Below are 18,963 nucleotides of genomic sequence, written 5' to 3' on the forward strand. Positions count from 1 at the left end.
TGAAAGTCTGAACGGAAGAGGGAGTTCTAGTAATAACTGGAAGTGTCCTTTGGGCTAAAATGCAAGCTTGCAAATGACTGATTGGTATTAAAAGATTAAAGATATTTGTAGCCTCAGTTTGATTCAAACTTGGGTTTGAATTTTCTTTTGAAGTTTATCCAAAGATGGGGATAGAGAAAGAATAAGCTACTGATTTAAGAGGCAGCCGAAAAATTACTAAAAAAAAATAAAGCATTATGGAAGAGGATTTCTTGGGCTTGGAACAGTCCATTTACGATGAAATGAAGCAAGTACGTGAAGATGACGAGCTTCTTCAAAGGTGTGTCAATGAATCTGTTGATGCCCTATTAAACCAAACTCCGGCACCGGGTCAGATGAACAAGCCCATCTGTCTATTGGGGAAGATTCAGTCCGGGAAGACAAGGGCATTTATAGGAGTAATGGCCAAAGCATTTGACATGGGGGTAAATACGATTATCGTCTTGACCAAAAATTCCACAATCCTGGGTAAACAAACTACTAGGAGAATTGCCAATGAGTTTCATCAATTGGAGTCCGGAAGGTCAATTTTGGTTGAATACATCACTGAGATCGATGATCAGGTGATTTTGGGAGAGGCCCAGCTTCTCCAAAAGAGGGTAATAGTGGGGATTAAGCACTATACTAACATTCAAAAAATCATCAACTATGCTATTCATACCAACCCTGGAATTGCAGCACAAAAGGTACTCATTATTGATGACGAAGCAGATGTAAGTGCAGTGGGCTATCGCAGAGTGATAGAAAACGTCCCATTCGAAGGTCTTCCTGAAGAAGAGCAAAATGAGATAATTGCACGTTTGGAAGGTGGGGAGGTGCCGGCTGCTGTCCGAAAAGAACGGAAAGAACTATTGATGGTCGCTGAAAAAATTAATCAATTACGATTGGGAATTCCCGATCATAGCTATTTTCAAGTGACTGCTACACCCGCCTCTATTTTTTTGCAGCCAGAGACCATCCTAATCCAGCAGTACAATAATGACTATACGATTGAGAACAGTGCGAAGGCTCCCTTGCTATCTGATAAAACTGTGATTTTACCCATTCACCCAAATTATGTTGGGGGAGAATATTTCTTTGGACAATCCTCCGACTCTCACAGTATGGCCCAGTTTGCTTACAGAAATGTGACCAAGGAGGAGTTGAGGATTATGGGGAGAAGGGATCAGCGACATATCAACAATATTTTCAGAAGTGAAAATTTTCAATCCTTAACCGAATTTGTAGATAACCTGGTATTGGCGATTGCCTCCTACACTGCCTGCATTGTGGTTGCAAATGATAACTATGCGGCACACTTTCGAATAGATCCTATCAGGGTTTTGAATGCGATCAAAAATACCCTCGGTGGGTTTTGTGCCATGATTCATACCTCAACTCAGATTGAAATTCATGAATATCAAACCGAATTGGTAGAAAGTTATATTGCCATTTGTAAAAATGTTATCACGAATAATCCTGATAATCTGAAGGAAAGGCTGAAAAGTAGAATCCAGAATTACTTTAATCATTCTATTTTGCCTTCATTTGAAATCTTTAAGCAGAAAGAGGAATGGGCTACCTCGCTGATAAAAAATCTTGATCGGGTTAAATTTGATTTTATTTTTCAGTGCTTTGGAGAGGTCCTTAAGTCTGACCATGTACGGGTATTCAAAATCAACTCTGATGCACAAATTGAAGCTAGGGTAGATCCAGGATCGGGCGAGCTCAGGAGAGAAGTATTGGCCAATATTTACATTGGAGGACAATCCTTGGATAGAGGAATCACCATTCAGGGTCTTCTTGGATTTTTTTATGGGAGAGAGCCCAAGATTGCTCAGTTGGATACTACGCTACAGCATGCACGACTGTATGGAGCCAGACCTGTCGAAGATTTGGTGTTTACCCGATTGTACTGTACTGATACAGTCCAAAATCGATTGACCGAAATCACAGAAATCGATGAGGTGCTTCGACAATCCATCATTAACAATGATGGTGATAATAGATTTGCAGCTATAGAATTGGGAGCCAATGGACAAGTAAGACCCACCAATCCTGATCGGATTATGATTTCTGATTGTATCAATTTGAAATCTCATAAGCGGTTCTTGCCGGTGTCATTCAATACCCGTGAAGGAAATGCCTGTGAAAGACCCATGCAAAAGATCGATGAGGTGATTTTGGCGCAAGTCAACCGTATTCCGGGCTACGAAAACCATGATGCCTTTTTCATTACTTGGTCTGAATTTGAACGGATATTCAAGGCCTTCATGGACGGAATGATGGATCTAGACCGCTGGGAAGTGAAACCTTTAGATAGACATTGGGACTTAGATCAATTAAAGACTTTTTATTCCATTATTCGGAGTTCTTATTTCCGGGGGGATGATCGGATCATTCTTTTGGTTAAGAGAAACAGGACTATTCGTAGAATAAAAATAGATGGTCGATATCAGGACTCCCCTGAAACCTCGCAATCTGATACTAGACAGATGAAGGAAATCATGCAAAGATTCAATCTTCCCGGGCTGTTCTTATTTGAGCAGGAGGGTCAGATCGACGAGCAGGAAGGAATAAACTATGGCTGGAAGGGTCAGCGGTTTTATTGGCCCTTGTTGATGCTTCCAAACCTACAGCGAAATATTTTGATCAGTTTGGATGCTATCAAAAAGGGAAGAGTACTGGAAGAGGTGAATTGATTTTCTGAAGTGTGTAAGGCTCTTATGTATGAAGTTTCAATTGAGATTAAATCCTGTACAAACTCTAATTTCTAAAAATTGAGTAGAATTTACTAAATCTGAAAAAATTATCTTGGGTTACTACGATCTTTTACCTGAATTGGAGCATGAGCACGGGGAAATCTTCAAGCCCGGACTTGAGTCTATAATGCTTTATCATAGTGATGAGAAAGTTTGGATTACATTGGTGTTTTCTCCTGATTCGGGTATAAAGTCGGAAGAGATTGACTTGGCTTTTGTTAATAGTGCAAATGAAATGATGTTTAAAGTTGCCTTTGATTTGGAGGCAAATGCCAGGCAGTTTTTGAATTTGGATAAGATAAGCTTGTTAATGGTGCTCTCTGAAGTGATTACGGAGGAGGGGTCGGATATATTATTGAAAGATGAGCAATAGTTTCAATCTATGGTTTGTATCCTTCTGTTCAGTTTGCTTCTATAAACTTGGCCGAAAGCTGAAGTATTTACAATAAGTTCATAAAGTCAACTTATTTTTGATCTTATCGCCCACAAATTAGACCCTCAAAAGCAATGACCTTCTTTCCTTTCCATCTAATCAGCAGCAATGCTGTCATCCAATCAGGTACTGATCGTATTTTGATCGATACCGGTGCTTATAAGACCATTCATTCCCAAGGAATGCTTTCCGTTTATGATCATGGCATCTTGCAGACACCTGTTTATGAATTTCAGAATGGCTTTGCAGGACACCTTTTTTCTTGTGTTTTGAAAATCTGTTCTCTCAGTTGACCGCCTTATTATCCATGTGTAATGGACCTGTATCATTGGATATGATTTGTTTAATCGTTTCAAGGGTTTTCTCGATATTCAAGGGATTATACTTCAGGTTTGGTAGTTCCAAAGCTAAATCTCTCAATAATTGCAAGCTTGCAATTACTAAGAGCAGTATGGGATGGCCTTATCTTTGAATTTCTTAAAATTAATTTTACCATGTCAATTACCTTCATTCATACCGCAGACTGGCAGATTGGAAAACCTTTCGCCTCGCTCACTGACGAGACCAAGCGCGCCAGACTTTCCGGTGCTCGGCTCACTGCCATCGCACAGCTCGCCACTTGTGTCACCGCACATCAGGCTGCTTTTGTGCTGGTAGCCGGAGATCTTTGGGATTCTATCACCCCCACCAAGGCCCTTGTCTCGGAGACGCTCCATGCCATCGGCCAGATCCCCGTGCCTGTCTATGTGATTCCCGGTAACCATGACCATGGTGCTATGGGAAGTATCTGGCATCAGCCTTTTTTTCTCAAAGAAAAAGAAGCCCTCTCGCCCAACCTCCAAGTACTTCTTGCCGCTGAGCCACTTGAATTGGAACAGGTGGTACTGCTTCCCTGTCCACTCCTTAGAAAACACGAAAGTACAGATCTCAGCCAATGGCTGCGTGATCCGGAGTGCTACCACAACTTGGGAAACAAACCTCGAATTGTGCTTGCACATGGCTCTGTGTCTACCTTTGGTTCGGAGCGGTTTGAGGATGATGAAGAACTGGGCTCCAGTTCGGCAAATCTCCTAGACCTGACCCGATTGCCAATGGATGAGTTGGATTATGTAGCTCTGGGAGACTGGCATGGGACTAAGCAGATCGATGCGAAATCCTGGTATGCAGGCACACCCGAGCCTGATCGATTTCCAAAGGGAGAGGCGCATGATCAGGGAAATATGCTTCTTGTCAGGGCTGAAAGAGGCAAAACACCGGAAGTAAATGTACTGAAAACAACATCAATATCCTGGCAGAGGCAATCCTTTCATTTTGCAGGAGATACTTCTTTTGATGCATTTGAAAACGCTATGGAAACATGGCTGGGAAAGCGAGTCAACCAAGATCTCCTGCAGCTCAGCTTGAGAGGAAGTCTGGGGTTGGAGGCCTTGGATCAGTTACTTACCAGGCTGGAGGTCTACGAATCTCGACTGATCAGAATCAAACTTGATAATCAGGTGCTCCCTGATCCCACCGCCGAGGAACTGGACAGTCTGGGGCAGAGCAGGCAAAACCCCCTCCTCGCCCGTGTAGCTGCACAGCTGAATATCCTGATCCAACAGGGAGGAGAGGAAGCCTTCATCGCTAGAGAAGCCTTGAAGCAATTGTACATCACCAACAAAGCCATTTAAACCATGATTATTCGTTCTGTAAAAGTCAAAAACTTCAAAAAGCACAGGGAACTTGAGTTAAACCTCGACGAAAAGCTGAACCTGATCGGTGGTCCAAATGAAGCGGGGAAAAGTACCATTGCCGAAGCGATACATGCGGGGCTATTTTTCAAACATTCCGGAAATTCCCTGCAGCTGAGGGAGTTTCAATCCCTCCATACCCAAGACGGCCCCAGTGTTGAATTGCAATTTGAGGCAGAAGGCAAGATTTATACCCTGAGAAAGTCCTTTTTGAGAGGTGCGGGCTGTACACTTTCTTCCCCTACCATGGCTACACTTTCGGGAGATAAGGCAGAAGAGATGCTTGGCCAGCTTCTCTCCTCCCAAGCAAATGAATCCACTCACAGTCAAGCAAAAGGAGAATGGGCACATCTTTGGGTTTGGCAGGGATCAGCTGGAAATAACCCAACCGGTGCTATGGCAGCACAGCAGGGAAAGATGCTGCAGCAACTGCAGGAGGCCGGGGTGATGGTGGCTCTAGCCTCTGAGAAAGATCAGAAGCTAGCCGCTGAATTCTCCACCAAAAACCTTGGCATTTTTGTAAAAGGGGGGAAATATAAGGCGGGATCTAATATCCTTATGGCGTTAGAGCAGGTGCAGAAAAATGAAAACAAACTCAAGGAAATCACCGAGCTGATTGCAGCAAGAGAAGGAGATGCTCAAAAATATGCTTCGGATTCCTCCAAGCTGGAGCAGCTGAAAGAGGATCTGAAAGAAATTGCCCTGGAGCGAGACCAGATCAGTGAAAAATTACTACGGCTCAATACGTTGGAAGGCTCTCTCCAAAAAAAGCAGGAAGACCTAATCAAAATCACAGAACAGGAAGAACTACTCCATCAAAAAATCAAAGAAATTGAGGATCAGACACAGATGGTGGCTGACTTGGAAAAAAAGTCAAATCCTCTCAAGTTGGCCTTGGATGATGAGGAAATCCTCTTGGAGAACTTGAAGGATCAGCTGGCAAAAGAGAAAGAGAGAATCAAAGTGCAGGAATCCGAAGCCCAAAAAGCGAGGGTTGCGGGAGAATTTGTGGATCTCCTTCTGGCTGTTGAACAGGCTGCCAAGGACATGGAATCCCTGCACGATAGGCTGTTGAAAATCAAAGGGCTGGAGGCAGAGAAATCTGAATTTCTTCAAGCCTTAGGCCAATTTCCGCAAATTTCCAGAAAAGAACTGGACCAGTGGACTAAGTTGGAAGGGGCTTGTGCTACAAAAAAAGGAATACTCGAATCTATCGCCACAGAGGTAGAAGTACTTTCTGGCGAGCTACAGGTTTCGATTGATGGGGAAGTGTTACAGGGGAAAAGGCTACTCACTGATGAATCTGTCTTAGACTTGGGGGGCAAGAGCTTGGTTAAGATCATGCCCGGAGGAGGGAAAGGATTACAGACAGCTACGTTGGAATATCGACAAGCGGAGCAGGCCTTGGAGGAATTTCAACGGATATTAGGTTTTCAGGAAAAGGATAAGGCTGAGCAAGTCACGATGCAGCGTGAATTGCTGGCCATCAAAATCCAAACTGCAGAAGACAAGCTTTCAGCCTTAGAGAAGTATGATGAGATAGAATCTAAGTGGCAGCAGTCCAAGTCCTTCCTGACTCAATTAGAAAATAGAAAAAACGGGATGCTACAAGTGGATCCTAATTTGGGACATTTGTTAGGAGAAGATATTTCCACCAAAGCACGAGAATTGAAACTACTCCACGGTCAGCAATACAACGATCTGCAGCAGAAAAGGAATGACATCAGCAGCAGGGAGGAGCTCATCGATAAGAAAGAACAAGAAAAGCAGGCCAAGTTTGGGAAATGGTCAGATCTCAACAGCCAGACCAGCCAGGAAAAGACCAAACTGAAACTCCTACAGGAGCAGTCAGGTAACTTGGAAGCAGGATTGAAAGATATCCAAGATCGGAAATCAGACTTGTTAAATAATTGCAATGCCCTGCAGACAGAGGTAGAGGCCTTGGAACCAGCTTCCCTGAAAATCAAAGATGAAAGAACCCAACGGGCATTGATTACAAAAACTGAGGATAATAGAAGCCTGGAGCTGACTCTGGCAGGATTAAAAGGTCAGTTGAACCAAAATGGAGATCGGGACATATATGAACAGGAGCAAGCCGAGTTTGCCCAGTTGGCCATACATAAGAGTAGGTATGAGGGACTCAAAAAAGAAGCAGAGGCTATCAAGCTTCTGGACGAACTGTTCAAGAACGAAAAAGACGAATTGACCAAGAATTATGCACAGCCATTTGCTCAAAAGGTAAGGACTTACCTGTCTTTTGTCTTTGGTCAAGATCTCGAGGTCAACCTGACGTCTAACCAAAATGGGGATTTTACCGGCATGGAGCTGTCTAGAGGTAGTTTAAAAGACTTAGGATTATTGGACTTTGAGAAGCTAAGCGGAGGAACCAGAGAGCAGGTAGCTGCTGCGGTGCGTTTGGCAATGGCCGAGATCCTGGCACCCGCCTACGGAGGCAAGTTACCTATTGTTTTCGATGATGCCTTTGCCTACTCTGATGCAGAGCGATTGAACTCCTTACAGAACATGCTTTACAGAGCCTCGGAAAATGGATTACAGATTATTTTGTTTAGCTGCAACCCCAGGGATTATGCCTCATTGGGAGCTAAGGAGATCACGCTTAGTTGAGTAGGTGACGATAACATCAGCGATTATTCTACATTTTTAACTTTTGAGAAAACTGACCTTAATTCACCTATTGTCTCGTTTGGATATGATTAAAATCAAACGATAAGTGGAATTAAAGGACAGATATATTTTTTCTGTGACAACCTTTGTCACAATTCGCCCATAAGTGAGGCATTGCTTTGGGGATTTGTTTTTAGCTTTTACTTTTGTCATCCCTTCCGGCGGCAGAAGTTTGCCGGGAGGAAGATGCAAGGTTGACAAATTTTTTATGCTTTGTCTGGGTCCCTTTTGGGTTATATCGTATTCGCTTTCTTTCACAATTCAATCCACCCTATCATGAACATCTACCTGATTTCTGACGATGCCTCTGCAGTATTGATGCAGCCTCTAGTGGCTTACATCCAGCCTTTTTTTTCCACCTCTGTCCGATTCCACATCAGGCCATATACCGGAGAGCTGAAGTCCTATTGGACTTGGGAGGAGCTTTTTGCCGTAGGACACAGGGAGAAGGTTGGCAGTTTACTCCCTCCTGGGGAGCATTATTTTTTCTTTCTTTTCCATGGATCCAATGAATTCAATTGGTTTGGAAGCTTGAATCCTGAGGAACCCAATGTTGGTTTTTTGCAGAGTAGGGGCTGGGAAAATTTTGGTTTCAGCGATCCCGTTTATCCCCTTGCCTATCACCTGATGACCCTGGTGACGGCGATGAAGTTTTTTGGGAGGGACCACAATTTGGACTTTTACCACGAAGTCAGCAGGGGCTGTATGTTTGACTTTACAGAAGTAAGGGCGGAGGTCCGCTTCAAATTGCAGTCGGCACATGTCTGCCCCGAATGCCTGTCCAAGATTGCCGGGAATACTTCTGATAGGTTGGCTACCATGGACTATGTGCAGCGGCTTTTGTCCCTGTTCAGGTCGGTGCGGGACTACATGTTTCCCATCGACTTACAGGAGTATTTTGGGGAGTTGGATTACAGGCTTGTGATAGAGCAGGACGCTGCTTTGGTCTTGCTGGTGGAAAATCACAAGATCACTTTGCCGATTTCCAACGGGAAAGAGAAGGCATTGTTTATCACCCTGCTCAAGCATGAAAACGGCCTGACCTACAAGGATTTTGAGCGGGATTCAGTCCTAAAGGAGTTTTTGCTGGTGTACTACAATTACTTTGTGAATCAGGGCTCATTTGACAGTCTGTACCGACAGGCGAAGCAGCAGATTGAGGATCGGACTTTTAGGAAGCAACTGGAACCACTGATCAGTCGCATGAGAAAAAAACTTCAGGAAACACTGGCAGCCTATCCCCATATCTCGGAGGCACTTTCTATACATTCAAGGCAAGGGACACTGCTGGTACCCCTGCAGCGTAAGCGGCTGAATGATAATTTGAATAAGTCCCAGTTGAGGGTAGGGTAAGTAAGGGATTTTGTTGGAAATAGAAGATAATAGGAATTAGGGAAGTTGAAATGTGGATTTCCAAAAAACTGTCAAATAATAACCTTATCAGAGGCAAGTAACTCATGACTTCTGATGAAGATAAAGTGCCATGGATAATCGATCTTCCATATCATTTACTTGATTTGGAAAAAAGAGTATTTAGGCTTTTCGTTTACATATAGCAGTATTTGTTAGGTTGTCATAGTTGTTGGCTTTATTTTAATTGACTAATAAAAATAAGATAGGTGTTTTATTTGAGTAGTAGAGAGTCCTTGTCTAATTCTTAGTTTAGTAAAACCACGTTTTCCTTTTGTTCTAATAGCATAAAACACATGATGCATATACATCTCATTTCTGACCGTCCTTCTCTTTCTTTTTCCCGGGGGTTGATTGAATACATAAAACCCTATTTGGGAGGAATTTCAGAATTTCATCTGCATGAATGGGAAGGCGATGCCCAACTGTATTGGACATGGGAAGAATTGTTTTTTGCCGGAAAAACATATAAGGATTACATTGAATTTTTGGGAAAGTCTTCTCAAGAAAATTATTTTATTTTCCTTTTTGAAGGATTTAATGAATTCAATTGGTTTGCTGCCCATGATCCTGAAGAGCTCAATGTGGGGTTTATTCAGTGTTCAGGCTGGGGGCAGGTAGATTTTGCACGTCCGGTTTTTCCTGTTTCGTATCACTTGGGAGCGATGCTTATTATTATGAAATTCTTTGGTAATGAAGAACCAATTGACTTCTATCATCCAATAAGTCGGGGCTGTTTGTTTGATTTTACCCAAAATAAAGAGGAGGTGAGATTTAAATTTCAGTCAGCCCATATCTGTGAATCCTGTATTTCCAAAATCTCAGAAAGGGCCACAAATAAAGCTGAAGCCATTGAATTGATCAGCGCTGTAGTGTCACTCTTTCGTTCAGTGAAAGAGAATCTGTTTCCCATCGACTTACAGGATTATTTTGGGGAGTTGGATTACCGGCTTGTGATAGGGCAGGACGCAGCTTTGGTCTTGCAGGTGGATAAGCACAAGATCACATTACCGATTTCCAATGGGAAAGAGAAGGCATTGTTTATCACCCTGCTCAAGCATGAAAACGGACTGGCCTACAAGGATTTTGAGCGGGATTCGGTCCTGAGGGAGTTTTTGCTGCTGTACTACAATTTTTTTGTCAATAAGGGATCATTTGAAAGCCTGTACCGACAGAAGAAGCAGCAGATTGAGGATCGGACTTTTAGGAATCAACTGCAACCACTGATCAGTCGAATGAGAAAAAAACTTCAGGAAACACTGGCAGCCTATCCCCATATTTCGGAGGCACTTTCTATACATTACCGGCAAGGGAAGCTGCTGATACCCTTGCAGCGTAAGCGACTGGATGACAATTTGAATAAGTCGCAGTTGTAAGTAAGATAATTGCAAGCTTGCACTTTCAAGAAGCTCATGAGACTGTTTCCTACTTTTGTATTGTCTTACTAATCCAAACAAATTATGAAAACATACAGAGTCAAGATGATACCAAAAAAAGGAGGGTCCATTATTTATGTCCTGATGCAGGCCCAGGTTGGCGGAGTACTTTACAGTATAGCGGAGGCGGCCTATCCCGGATTTAAAGTCCTTCAAGTAGAGGAAGCCAAGTAACCATCTCAGGTTTCTATTGGGTTTACACTCAAAAACCCAAAAGACAGTTGTACAGAAAAATGTTTTTTTTAAATCCTGGGTCAGCCTTTTTTAGCCTTCTCACTTTTGTGAAGATTCAGATTGTTAGGCCACATTCAGAATGGGTATCAATACCCAAACTGAAATTTTACGCGGGTCATGAGAAGGCAAAATTAAGCCCCAAGGAAATCTGTTGATTACCTTGGGGCTTTCTCATTTATTTCCTCCTTACTGCCGATGGCTTACTCTAAATTCAACGCTAAAGTCAAAGAACCAATATCCATCAATATCCAATATCAATAAATATCTGTTTTGAAGCAGTTTAGGTTTATATCTGTAGAAATAGGTCGAATTTAATTTTCCACCCTGAGAAAAAATTAATTCAAAGGAGAAAAAGGCAAAGGCTTTAAATATATCGAAGTTATCTTTTCGACTATTTTTCCGTTTTGCTCCGAAGCATCACGGACCACAATCCAAGAAGGGTCTTTGCCGAATTTTTCAAAAGACGCTTTGCCTGCTTTCTCATTTTTATGTGCCAGGAGGTAAACCAATTTGGTCTGCACAGCAGGGTCTTTTTCGACCGTGTACCAATACATCACATTGATCATGCCGTGTTTTTGGAACAGTTCACGGGTATAATCCCGGAATCTCGCATGTATTGCATCCACTTTGCCGGGCATCATGTAATATGTCCTCAATTCAAAAACCCTATTGCCTTCATTCTCATCACGGATGATTTCCGGTGTCAGGTCAGGGGCATTTTCCATAAATACCTGATCCACTTTTGCTACCAGTGGACCATTAGCTTCTGAAGCTTTGTAAGCAGCCTGCCACTCAGGGCTGTTGGCAAATTTATTCCACAATACATCCCTGGATTCTTTGTTCGGATAGGCAAGGATGAATGTCAGGGTATTGATGGTTTCGTCAGCCGGAATGAAATAGGCAATATTTTCTATTCCGTTTTTTTCAAACAACTTCAGTGTATGGTCTTGAAATCTTTTGATCAGGTCAGGTCTTTTTCCTTCATGGGCAGTGTAAGTCCGCATTTCAAAATATCGGGTATCCTGTGCCAAAATCAAGTTTGGGTATAGAAGTGCCATCGCCAAAACTATAAGAGTTATTTTTTTCATTAATAATGGGATTAAAGTGATAATGTGTATTAAGAATTTTTTTTCCAACCAAAATAGGCAGAAACAGAAAGAACAGCAGCCATAATCATCAGGCCAAACGTTTCTCTAGCTTCTTCGGATTCCTGCGTTTTCATGGTCAGGTCTTTGTTTTCCAGTTCATAATTGACCCATTCCGAAACTGAGGAGGGATAAAAATAAACTGCGCCGATGATACAAGCTACAATAATTATTCCCAAAGGAATCAAAGGATGTTTACCCCTTACTGCAAGTCCGCAAAGTATGGCGGCAAGGATGTAAACCGACACCCATATTTGAGGGTCGGGATCGTTGACCTGCCAATAGGCAAAAAGCAGGAATCCAATGGTCCAGAAAATGAAGAAGTACTTCGGGAAATTTTTCATGGTAGGATGGGTTTTGTTGACAATTTAGGAATTTAAAGTTTTCCTTTCACATACTTTTTCAACCAAAGTGATATGTTGATGGGAAGAAAATTCACAACCTGAAAACTTCCTCCAAAGGAACACTAATCGGGGAATTGTCAGGATTGGAAACAGAGATATCGGCCATGTATTTCCACCATTTTTGTACCACAGGATGGTTGCCGAGTTCTTGGGAATTGCCCTTTCCGGTTATTTTTTGAAAGGCAAATAGGGTGGAGGTTTCTCTGTCCAAAAAAATGAAATATTCAGAAATTCCTGAATCCTCTAATAATTTTCTCAATTCAGGCCATAATTTATCATGTCTCCGCTTGTATTCTTCTTCCATACCGGGACGGATTGACATCTTGAAGGCAAATGTGCGCTGTTCTGTTTTCATTCTCTGGATTTCCGGATTTTTGGGTTTCGGGAAGTATTGAAAATCGCCCTTATGATAACCAATTTGTTTTTTTCATCAACAGAGTAATGAATCATGTAAGGGAATCTTTTGAGTGGAAGACAGCGGGTTTCATCATATCTTACTTGAAAAAATTGTGTGTTTTCAAGAACTTCAAAAAAATGATCCAACTCCTCCTCAAATTCAAAACCTAAACCCGTTGACTGGGAATCGTAATAGTCTATCGCTTCTTGAATGTCCTGTAAGGCCGGAGGTTCAATTACAACTTCAAATCCCATCGGAATCAGCGATGTGATCAAGCATTTTTTTTGCTTTCTTCCAAGGGATTAAGTTTTCCGGCTTGGAATTCCTAATCCGCTCTCTTACGATCTCTTTGTGTTCCTCTGGAATGTCATATTCTATCTCAGCTTCCAAACCCAATTGTTCAAAAAGCTCCATATAGAACTCAAACTTTTCTTCCGGGATTTTTAATGTGACCTCTCTCATTTTTAACAATTTTATAAGTACTAAGATAAGAAAAACAAAAGATTTTGGATCAGGATTTAATTCAAGCAAGCAAAGTTCCTAGGCTTCCAAAAATCTCTTTCATTTAGAATCAAACTGGGATTGATTTCAGAATTCGGCCCTACTACACCCAAAAGTGTACCCTCACAATTATATGCTCGCACAACTGTATTGCAGCTAGCACAACAAACTCCATCTAAAAAAATCGTTTCTTCGTTATATTCTGCAAGTCTAATGAAAGCAGGACTACTACTTCCAGTTGATTCTATTGACGCTGTTTTTTCAGCCAGCCATGTCAATTCTTTTACAGGATTTTGTACACCGCAGGCTTCTAAAATGGGTTCTTCGGCTTTTTCTTGGCATGAAAATCCTACAAAGAGGATTAGCATCATGAGGTAGGAAAGTTTTTTCATTTTTTCTTTAATTTAGGACGGGAATGAAATTTAAAATCAAGGCGCTAAAAATCTTTAACTGCTTTTTCCTTTACGTTAATTCTATTTTTAAGTTTTATCTCCGGTACATTTATGGCACTAGTCTCATTTCTCGCTTCTAAACTCTCGCTTCTAAACCAACACCACTCTCAGACTCTTTGCGCCATGGGCGCCGATGACGAGTGATTTTTTTGTATTTCTTTATATGGGTAATTTTGACTTTTTAATGTATGTGTTAAGATATTAAATAGAAAGTTAGTTTTTTATACTTTTTTTAATATTTTTGGACAGTTTAAAATAATATTTTGTAATTAAACTGGTATTAATTTAATCCTATGGAACAGAATCAAATGCTTATTTCCATTTTTGTAGGTATTGGTACAGGATTAATTTCTTCTTTACTGTTTTTATGGTTTCTCACCAAATTGAGGCCTAAAATGGTCATTTCTGACCAAATTGCCTTTGACCAAATAGTAATTGAAAAAACAAACATGAGTTGCTTCCGTTTTAAAGTTATCAATAGGACTTGGTTAAGTAAAATATATGACATTGAGGCCCAATTGGTTTTAATCACTCTGATCAATGCTGATGGAGGCTTTAATATTTATATGAGTCCAATTAAATTGATTAAAGACAAAACCTGGTCACTTAACAAGGTATCGCAATCTGATAAGCATGCGGAATATGCTTTCCAGTTTATTACAACCGAAAATTTGGAGGAGTTATGGCTTGAAAATCAAAATATTGAATTAAGGATAAAGGCAAAACATGCATTCAGTGGGTTTTCGAAAACTTCGAGTAAACGATATTTTAAGCCTGTCAATTCTATTAAGAAAGGCTCCTTTAAGTTTGGAAATACTTTAGAAATCAGTTAATTTGTATCACGAAATTAAAATGGCCATGAAAAAAGATATTATTGGAATCTAATTTCTGGATATATTCAGAAATCAAACGAAGTTTACTTTGGGTCTTTATAGACCCATTTTTTATGAGAAAAATTCCTTAGCAAATTCCGGGCTGCAAGTAACAAATTCAAGGTTAAAGATTTAACAACACCACCCTCAGACTTTTTGCGCCATGGGCGCCGATGACGAGTGATTGCTCGATGTCGGCAGTCTTGGAAGGGCCGGCGATAAACAGACCAAATCCTGATTCCTGCAAGCCGATCCTGTCATAAGCCTGATGCATGTTGGCCACCAAATTTTCAGAATCCAACACAATCACCAAATGCTCAGTGATGAAGGGCAGTGCCCGCAAACCCATATCCTGATCTTCCAGCCATATTGCACCGTTTTCTGCCACCCCAAATTGTCCCCGAATAATGGCAAGATTCAGGTCATTGAGTTGGTGAGCATCTTCAGTGATTTTGATATTCGTGAAGGAAGAAAAATCTTCAATATGAGAATAGACTTTCTCGAAAACCCCAGAATCCAACAAGCTAAAAAACTCCGCTTTTGTGATGACTTCGCCTTTGTTGGCTAGAATGGACGCTATAAACCTGGCTTTCAAATCTCCCTCAAATTCGAATTCAGGGATAGTGGGAAGGTTCTTTGCTTCCAAAGGAACAGCCTTGATTTTGGACAATATCAGATCCCTGCTGCTCATTTTCGGTTCTTTTTATACCAGTCTTTGAATGATTCTTTTGGCAACTCAGGCAAGTCCCGTTGCTTTCCCCAAGTATTCAAACCTGAATAGGTAATGCTGTCAGGCAGGATTTTCAATGCCCCACGCATCATATTTCCGCTGAGGTTATAAGCAAAAGGAACAGCGAAAACCCCATTGGCAATCTTCATCGCCAGGCTTTTAGCCCTGTCAGGCTGTGCTTTGGTGATTTCCTGCCGCCACTCATAGAGTTGCTCGTGGATATTGATTTTCACAGGACAGACATCGGTGCAGCTGCCGCAAAGGGTAGAAGCGAAAGGCAGGGAACTGTGTTTTTGTAAATCGATACCGGGGGAAAGGATAGACCCAATCGGGCCGGGAACAGTGCTTTCATAGCTGAAACCGCCACTCCTTCTATAAATCGGACAGGTATTCATACAGGCTCCACAGCGGATGCATTTGAGTGAATTTTTGAATTTTGGTCTTGCCAATTGGGCAGTCCGGCCATTGTCGACCAAAACGATATGGATTTCTTTTCCAGGTGAGGGACTTCTGAAATGGGAAGTGTAATTGGTGACACTCTGTCCTGTCGCAGACCTCGCAAGCAGGCGGAGAAATACCCCCAAATGGGCCCGCTTCGGGATGATTTTTTCTATTCCCATACAGGCGATGTGTACATCGGCAAGGTGGACACCCATATCGGCATTGCCTTCATTGGTGCAGACCACAAACTCTCCTGTCTCGGCTACTCCAAAGTTCACCCCTGTAATCGCTACTTTTGCGGAAAGGAATTTTTCTCTCAAATGGATTCTTGCCGCGTGGGTGAGGTAATCCGGATCTTCGTTTCCTTTTTCGGTATGGAGTTTTTCGTGAAAAATCTCAGAAATATCCTTTTTCTTCAGGTGGATTGCCGGCAATACTATATGACTTGGGGCCTGGTTGAGGAACTGCACGATCCGCTCGCCAAGATCAGTATCCACGACTTCGACACCGTTTTTTTCCAAGTAGGGATTCAGGTGGCATTCTTCTGTCAGGATGGATTTGCTTTTGACGATGGCTTTGCAGCGCTTTTCCTGCAAGATTCCGAGGACAATCCGGTTGTGTTCTTCTGCATCTTTTGCCCAATGGACATGGATGTTGTTGGCTTTTGCATTTTTTTCAAATTCCTCCAGATATTTGCCCAGATTGGCCAATACATTGTCTTTGATCTGGGAGGCAAGATCCCGGAGGTTTTCCCATTCCGGCACGGATTTGCTGATTTTATCCCGCTTGTCCCGGACAAACCACAGGGTTTCATCATGCCATTTGGACTTGGCCTGATCCTGCAAAAATTCAGCTGCCTGTATGGGATGGCTCATGAGATGGCTTCGTTTAGGATTTCGGCGATATGCTTAAACTGGATCGGATTTCCATTTCGTTTGGCGATTCCCTGCAAATGCATGATGCAGGACATGTCGCCTCCTGTCAGGATTTCAACTTGTTGTGCTTGGTGGTCGGCCAACCTGTCTTTGCCCATTTGGATGGAAAGGGCTTCTTCGCTTACCGCAAAGGTGCCTCCAAAACCACAGCATTCATCTTTCCTTTTCAATTCCACCCATTCCAATCCTTCAAGATTAACCATCAATTGCTTCGCTTTGTTGAAAGGAGTTTGGTTTAATTCACTTGAAGCCGAAAGTCTCAAACCCCTTTGCCCATGGCAGGAGGCATGGTAGCCGACCCTGTGTGGAAAGCTGCCTTTGATGTTCTCGATTTTCAAGACATCAGTCAAAAATTCCGTCAGCTCAAAAATTTTGTCATGGAGTTCGGATTGTTCTTTTTCCATTCCTGCGATGGCAGGTGCATGTTCTTTGACATGGAGGACACAGCTACCTGATGGGGCCACGACGTAATCAAAATCTTTGAAAATCCTGATAAAATGCTTGGTAGTCGCTACCGTATCCCGTTCATACCCCGCATTGGCCATGGGCTGCCCGCAACAAGTCTGACCCATGGGATAAGTCACCTGACAACCCAATTTCTCCAGCAATTCCAAAGTCGCAATCGCCACCTTGGGATAAAACTGATCGACGTAGCAGGGTATGAAAAGGGCTATATGTTTTTTATTCTCGGGCATTTTTTCAATTCGATATTTAGGAAAGATATTTATTGATACTGGATATTGATGGATATTAACCTGATATACTCAAGCAAATTTGAGATTAAGCAATGAGGCAAATTTGCACCTCAACAATATCCAAAAATATCAACAAGTATCCACCAATATCTTTATTTTCTCAATTTCAAAAAGTATGAGGAATGAAATATCCTGTTGTGTAGGGTTTTGATATATAAGAATGGATTGAACTCGGCATTTCCTTTTCCCCTAATCGAAAAAATACGCCTAATTTTTCGATTACGATCTAAATATTAGGCCTAAAATTTCGATTACAATCGAAAAATTCAGCCTCTTGGTATATGTGGTTATTCTAAAATCCTTTGGATAATTTTTGAAGTCTTGATTAGGTGGATAAATTCCCTTTGATCTATAGAATTTATTTTTTAGGTTTAATCATCGAGCAATTGCAAAAAGTAATGTGTCGAGCAAACTTTTTGATTAACATTTAAACCTTTTCCTCTATGCGTTATCCATCTCTATTGATTCTATTCATTTTTTTTCTCTCCTGCAATTCCAAAAATCAGGATTCTGAAGTTATTGAAACTGCTTCACCTCAAAAATCAATCTCCTTGGTTAAGCTTGATAGTATTCAGATTGATTATTTGGGAAACCCCACAGTCCATGATATTGATCCAAAATCCAGAACAGTTCTGTTTATGGATCATAAAGAATTTTCAGAAGATATCTTTATCGCTGACTTTGGAGGAAATATCCTTTCATCTTTTTCCAAGTTCGGTGACATGCCTGATACGTATGGGGCTTTGATGAGCACAATTAAAATTACCGGACCTGATTCTTTTTTGGTGTATGGCTATAAGGGATTTCTAACTTATGATTTTGAAGGTAAACTTCAAACTTTGGTCAAATACGATGATTTTTATGTTCCTAGCGAATCTTGGAGAGCAATGGGGTTTGGAATGGAAAGCTTATCAAATAAATTCCTTTACATAAACCAGGAGGAAAGGCCATGGGAAGTTCATCAATATAAAGGCCATAAATTATTATCCTTGCTTGACCCCATAGATGGGAAAAGAAATTCTATCATTAGTTTCCCTGAGAAAAGTATTTTTTTAAATGGTAATTATTTCTTTTCTGCCTCATGGTTCCCTGTTTACACCATTTTTGAAGACAATATTTATGTAGTATTTGGATCTGAGCCAGTCATTTATGTTTATGAAGCTACCGAGCCCTATTCTTTAAAGTCCTCCATTCCACTTAATCTCTCGGATTACAGTTATTTCAAAGGAACTGATGATCCAAACGACATCAAGTTAATTGGAATGCCATTTATATCCGGTAAAATTGAGAACATAAAGTTTGTCAATGAACACTTTTTAATTGCCTATTTTCCAGGCTATGATGAATTAGATATTGAATCAAATTTTGAAGAAAAATCCCAGGAAGAGAGAATTATTTTTAGAGAAAGGATGGAGAAAAAGTATCCTAATCGAATGGCAATTTTAGATTCCTTAGGAAATGTAATCAATGATTTTGTTCCGGATGGTTTGTTGCCCAGATCCATGCTGCTTCGCAACGGAGAACTTTGGATGATGGAAAAACCGGACGAGGAAGAGGAAAAAGATTTTTTCAGGCTGTTCAAGGTTGGTCTGAAAACAGAGGAATGATTTCTTGGCATTTTTA

The 18,963-nt window shown here is 41.4% G+C and carries 19 protein-coding genes; 10 read left to right on the forward strand and 9 right to left on the reverse strand.

The window, feature by feature from the left end:
• Nucleotides 1-236: 236 nt before the first annotated feature.
• The 8 genes from MMU07_RS03480 (at nt 237) to MMU07_RS03515 (ending at nt 10,648) form a co-directional block, all read left to right on the forward strand.
• Nucleotides 237-2,720, forward strand: a complete 2,484-nt coding sequence (locus MMU07_RS03480; RefSeq protein WP_241124450.1) for a Z1 domain-containing protein — start codon at nt 237-239, stop codon at nt 2,718-2,720.
• A 112-nt stretch (nt 2,721-2,832) separates the two neighbouring features.
• A complete protein-coding gene (locus MMU07_RS03485; RefSeq protein ID WP_241124451.1) occupies nt 2,833-3,153 on the forward strand; it encodes a hypothetical protein in 321 nt (106 codons plus the stop codon).
• Between the two features lie 134 nt (nt 3,154-3,287).
• Nucleotides 3,288-3,506: a hypothetical protein gene (locus MMU07_RS03490; protein ID WP_241124452.1), complete on the forward strand. Its 219-nt coding sequence runs from the start codon at nt 3,288-3,290 to the stop codon at nt 3,504-3,506.
• A 201-nt stretch (nt 3,507-3,707) separates the two neighbouring features.
• Nucleotides 3,708-4,883, forward strand: a complete 1,176-nt coding sequence (locus MMU07_RS03495) for a metallophosphoesterase family protein (protein ID WP_241124453.1) — start codon at nt 3,708-3,710, stop codon at nt 4,881-4,883.
• A 3-nt stretch (nt 4,884-4,886) separates the two neighbouring features.
• Entirely contained in the window at nt 4,887-7,568 is a 2,682-nt protein-coding gene (locus MMU07_RS03500) for an AAA family ATPase (protein WP_241124454.1), read from the forward strand.
• A gap of 336 nt (nt 7,569-7,904) precedes the next feature.
• Nucleotides 7,905-8,981 carry a hypothetical protein gene (locus MMU07_RS03505; protein WP_241124455.1) on the forward strand — a complete coding sequence of 359 codons (1,077 nt, stop codon included), beginning with the start codon at nt 7,905-7,907 and terminating at the stop codon, nt 8,979-8,981.
• Nucleotides 8,982-9,334: 353 nt separating this feature from the next.
• The gene (locus tag MMU07_RS03510; RefSeq protein ID WP_241124456.1) at nt 9,335-10,414 is read left to right on the forward strand and encodes a hypothetical protein; all 1,080 of its coding nucleotides are present in this window, start codon (nt 9,335-9,337) and stop codon (nt 10,412-10,414) included.
• 84 nt (nt 10,415-10,498) lie between these two features.
• On the forward strand, nt 10,499-10,648 hold the full coding sequence (locus tag MMU07_RS03515) for a hypothetical protein (protein ID WP_241124457.1): 150 nt from the start codon (nt 10,499-10,501) through the stop codon (nt 10,646-10,648).
• Nucleotides 10,649-11,043: 395 nt separating this feature from the next.
• On the opposite strand, the gene MMU07_RS03520 is transcribed toward MMU07_RS03515, so the two are convergent.
• The 6 genes from MMU07_RS03520 to MMU07_RS03545 form a co-directional block, all read right to left on the reverse strand.
• The gene (locus MMU07_RS03520) at nt 11,044-11,796 is read right to left on the reverse strand and encodes an NIPSNAP family protein (protein WP_241124458.1); all 753 of its coding nucleotides are present in this window, start codon (nt 11,794-11,796) and stop codon (nt 11,044-11,046) included.
• Between the two features lie 29 nt (nt 11,797-11,825).
• Nucleotides 11,826-12,197, reverse strand: coding sequence for a transmembrane 220 family protein (locus MMU07_RS03525; protein WP_241124459.1), 372 nt, complete (start codon nt 12,195-12,197; stop codon nt 11,826-11,828).
• 91 nt (nt 12,198-12,288) lie between these two features.
• On the reverse strand, nt 12,289-12,612 hold the full coding sequence (gene rhaM, locus MMU07_RS03530; protein WP_241124460.1) for an L-rhamnose mutarotase: 324 nt from the start codon (nt 12,610-12,612) through the stop codon (nt 12,289-12,291).
• Nucleotides 12,609-12,929: a type II toxin-antitoxin system RelE/ParE family toxin gene (locus tag MMU07_RS03535; RefSeq protein WP_241124461.1), complete on the reverse strand. Its 321-nt coding sequence runs from the start codon at nt 12,927-12,929 to the stop codon at nt 12,609-12,611. Before MMU07_RS03535 ends, rhaM begins: the two co-directional genes overlap by 4 nt.
• A complete protein-coding gene (locus MMU07_RS03540) occupies nt 12,898-13,116 on the reverse strand; it encodes a hypothetical protein (RefSeq protein ID WP_241124462.1) in 219 nt (72 codons plus the stop codon). Before MMU07_RS03540 ends, MMU07_RS03535 begins: the two co-directional genes overlap by 32 nt.
• Before the next feature lie 56 nt (nt 13,117-13,172).
• A complete protein-coding gene (locus MMU07_RS03545) occupies nt 13,173-13,547 on the reverse strand; it encodes a hypothetical protein (RefSeq protein WP_241124463.1) in 375 nt (124 codons plus the stop codon).
• Between the two features lie 353 nt (nt 13,548-13,900).
• Here MMU07_RS03545 and MMU07_RS03550 point away from each other — a divergent pair, with 353 nt between their 5' ends.
• Nucleotides 13,901-14,440, forward strand: coding sequence for a hypothetical protein (locus tag MMU07_RS03550; protein WP_241124464.1), 540 nt, complete (start codon nt 13,901-13,903; stop codon nt 14,438-14,440).
• 163 nt (nt 14,441-14,603) lie between these two features.
• Here the strand turns inward: MMU07_RS03550 and MMU07_RS03555 are convergent, their stop codons facing one another.
• The 3 genes from MMU07_RS03555 to MMU07_RS03565 are packed head-to-tail and all read right to left on the reverse strand — an operon-like array spanning nt 14,604 to nt 17,280.
• On the reverse strand, nt 14,604-15,170 hold the full coding sequence (locus MMU07_RS03555; protein ID WP_241124465.1) for a LutC/YkgG family protein: 567 nt from the start codon (nt 15,168-15,170) through the stop codon (nt 14,604-14,606).
• Nucleotides 15,167-16,525: a lactate utilization protein B gene (locus MMU07_RS03560; RefSeq protein ID WP_241124466.1), complete on the reverse strand. Its 1,359-nt coding sequence runs from the start codon at nt 16,523-16,525 to the stop codon at nt 15,167-15,169. Before MMU07_RS03560 ends, MMU07_RS03555 begins: the two co-directional genes overlap by 4 nt.
• Complete coding sequence (locus MMU07_RS03565; RefSeq protein ID WP_241124467.1) at nt 16,522-17,280, reverse strand: (Fe-S)-binding protein; 759 nt, start codon at nt 17,278-17,280, stop codon at nt 16,522-16,524. The genes MMU07_RS03560 and MMU07_RS03565 overlap by 4 nt, the downstream gene beginning before the upstream one ends.
• A 503-nt stretch (nt 17,281-17,783) precedes the next feature.
• On the opposite strand from MMU07_RS03565, the gene MMU07_RS03570 reads away from it, so the two are divergent.
• Nucleotides 17,784-18,947 (forward strand): hypothetical protein, encoded by a 1,164-nt coding sequence (locus MMU07_RS03570; protein ID WP_241124468.1) that lies wholly within the window; start codon nt 17,784-17,786, stop codon nt 18,945-18,947.
• Nucleotides 18,948-18,963: the final 16 nt, after the last annotated feature.

It is taken from the genome of Cognataquiflexum nitidum, from assembly GCF_022538055.1.
Lineage (GTDB): Bacteria > Bacteroidota > Bacteroidia > Cytophagales > Cyclobacteriaceae > Cognataquiflexum > Cognataquiflexum nitidum.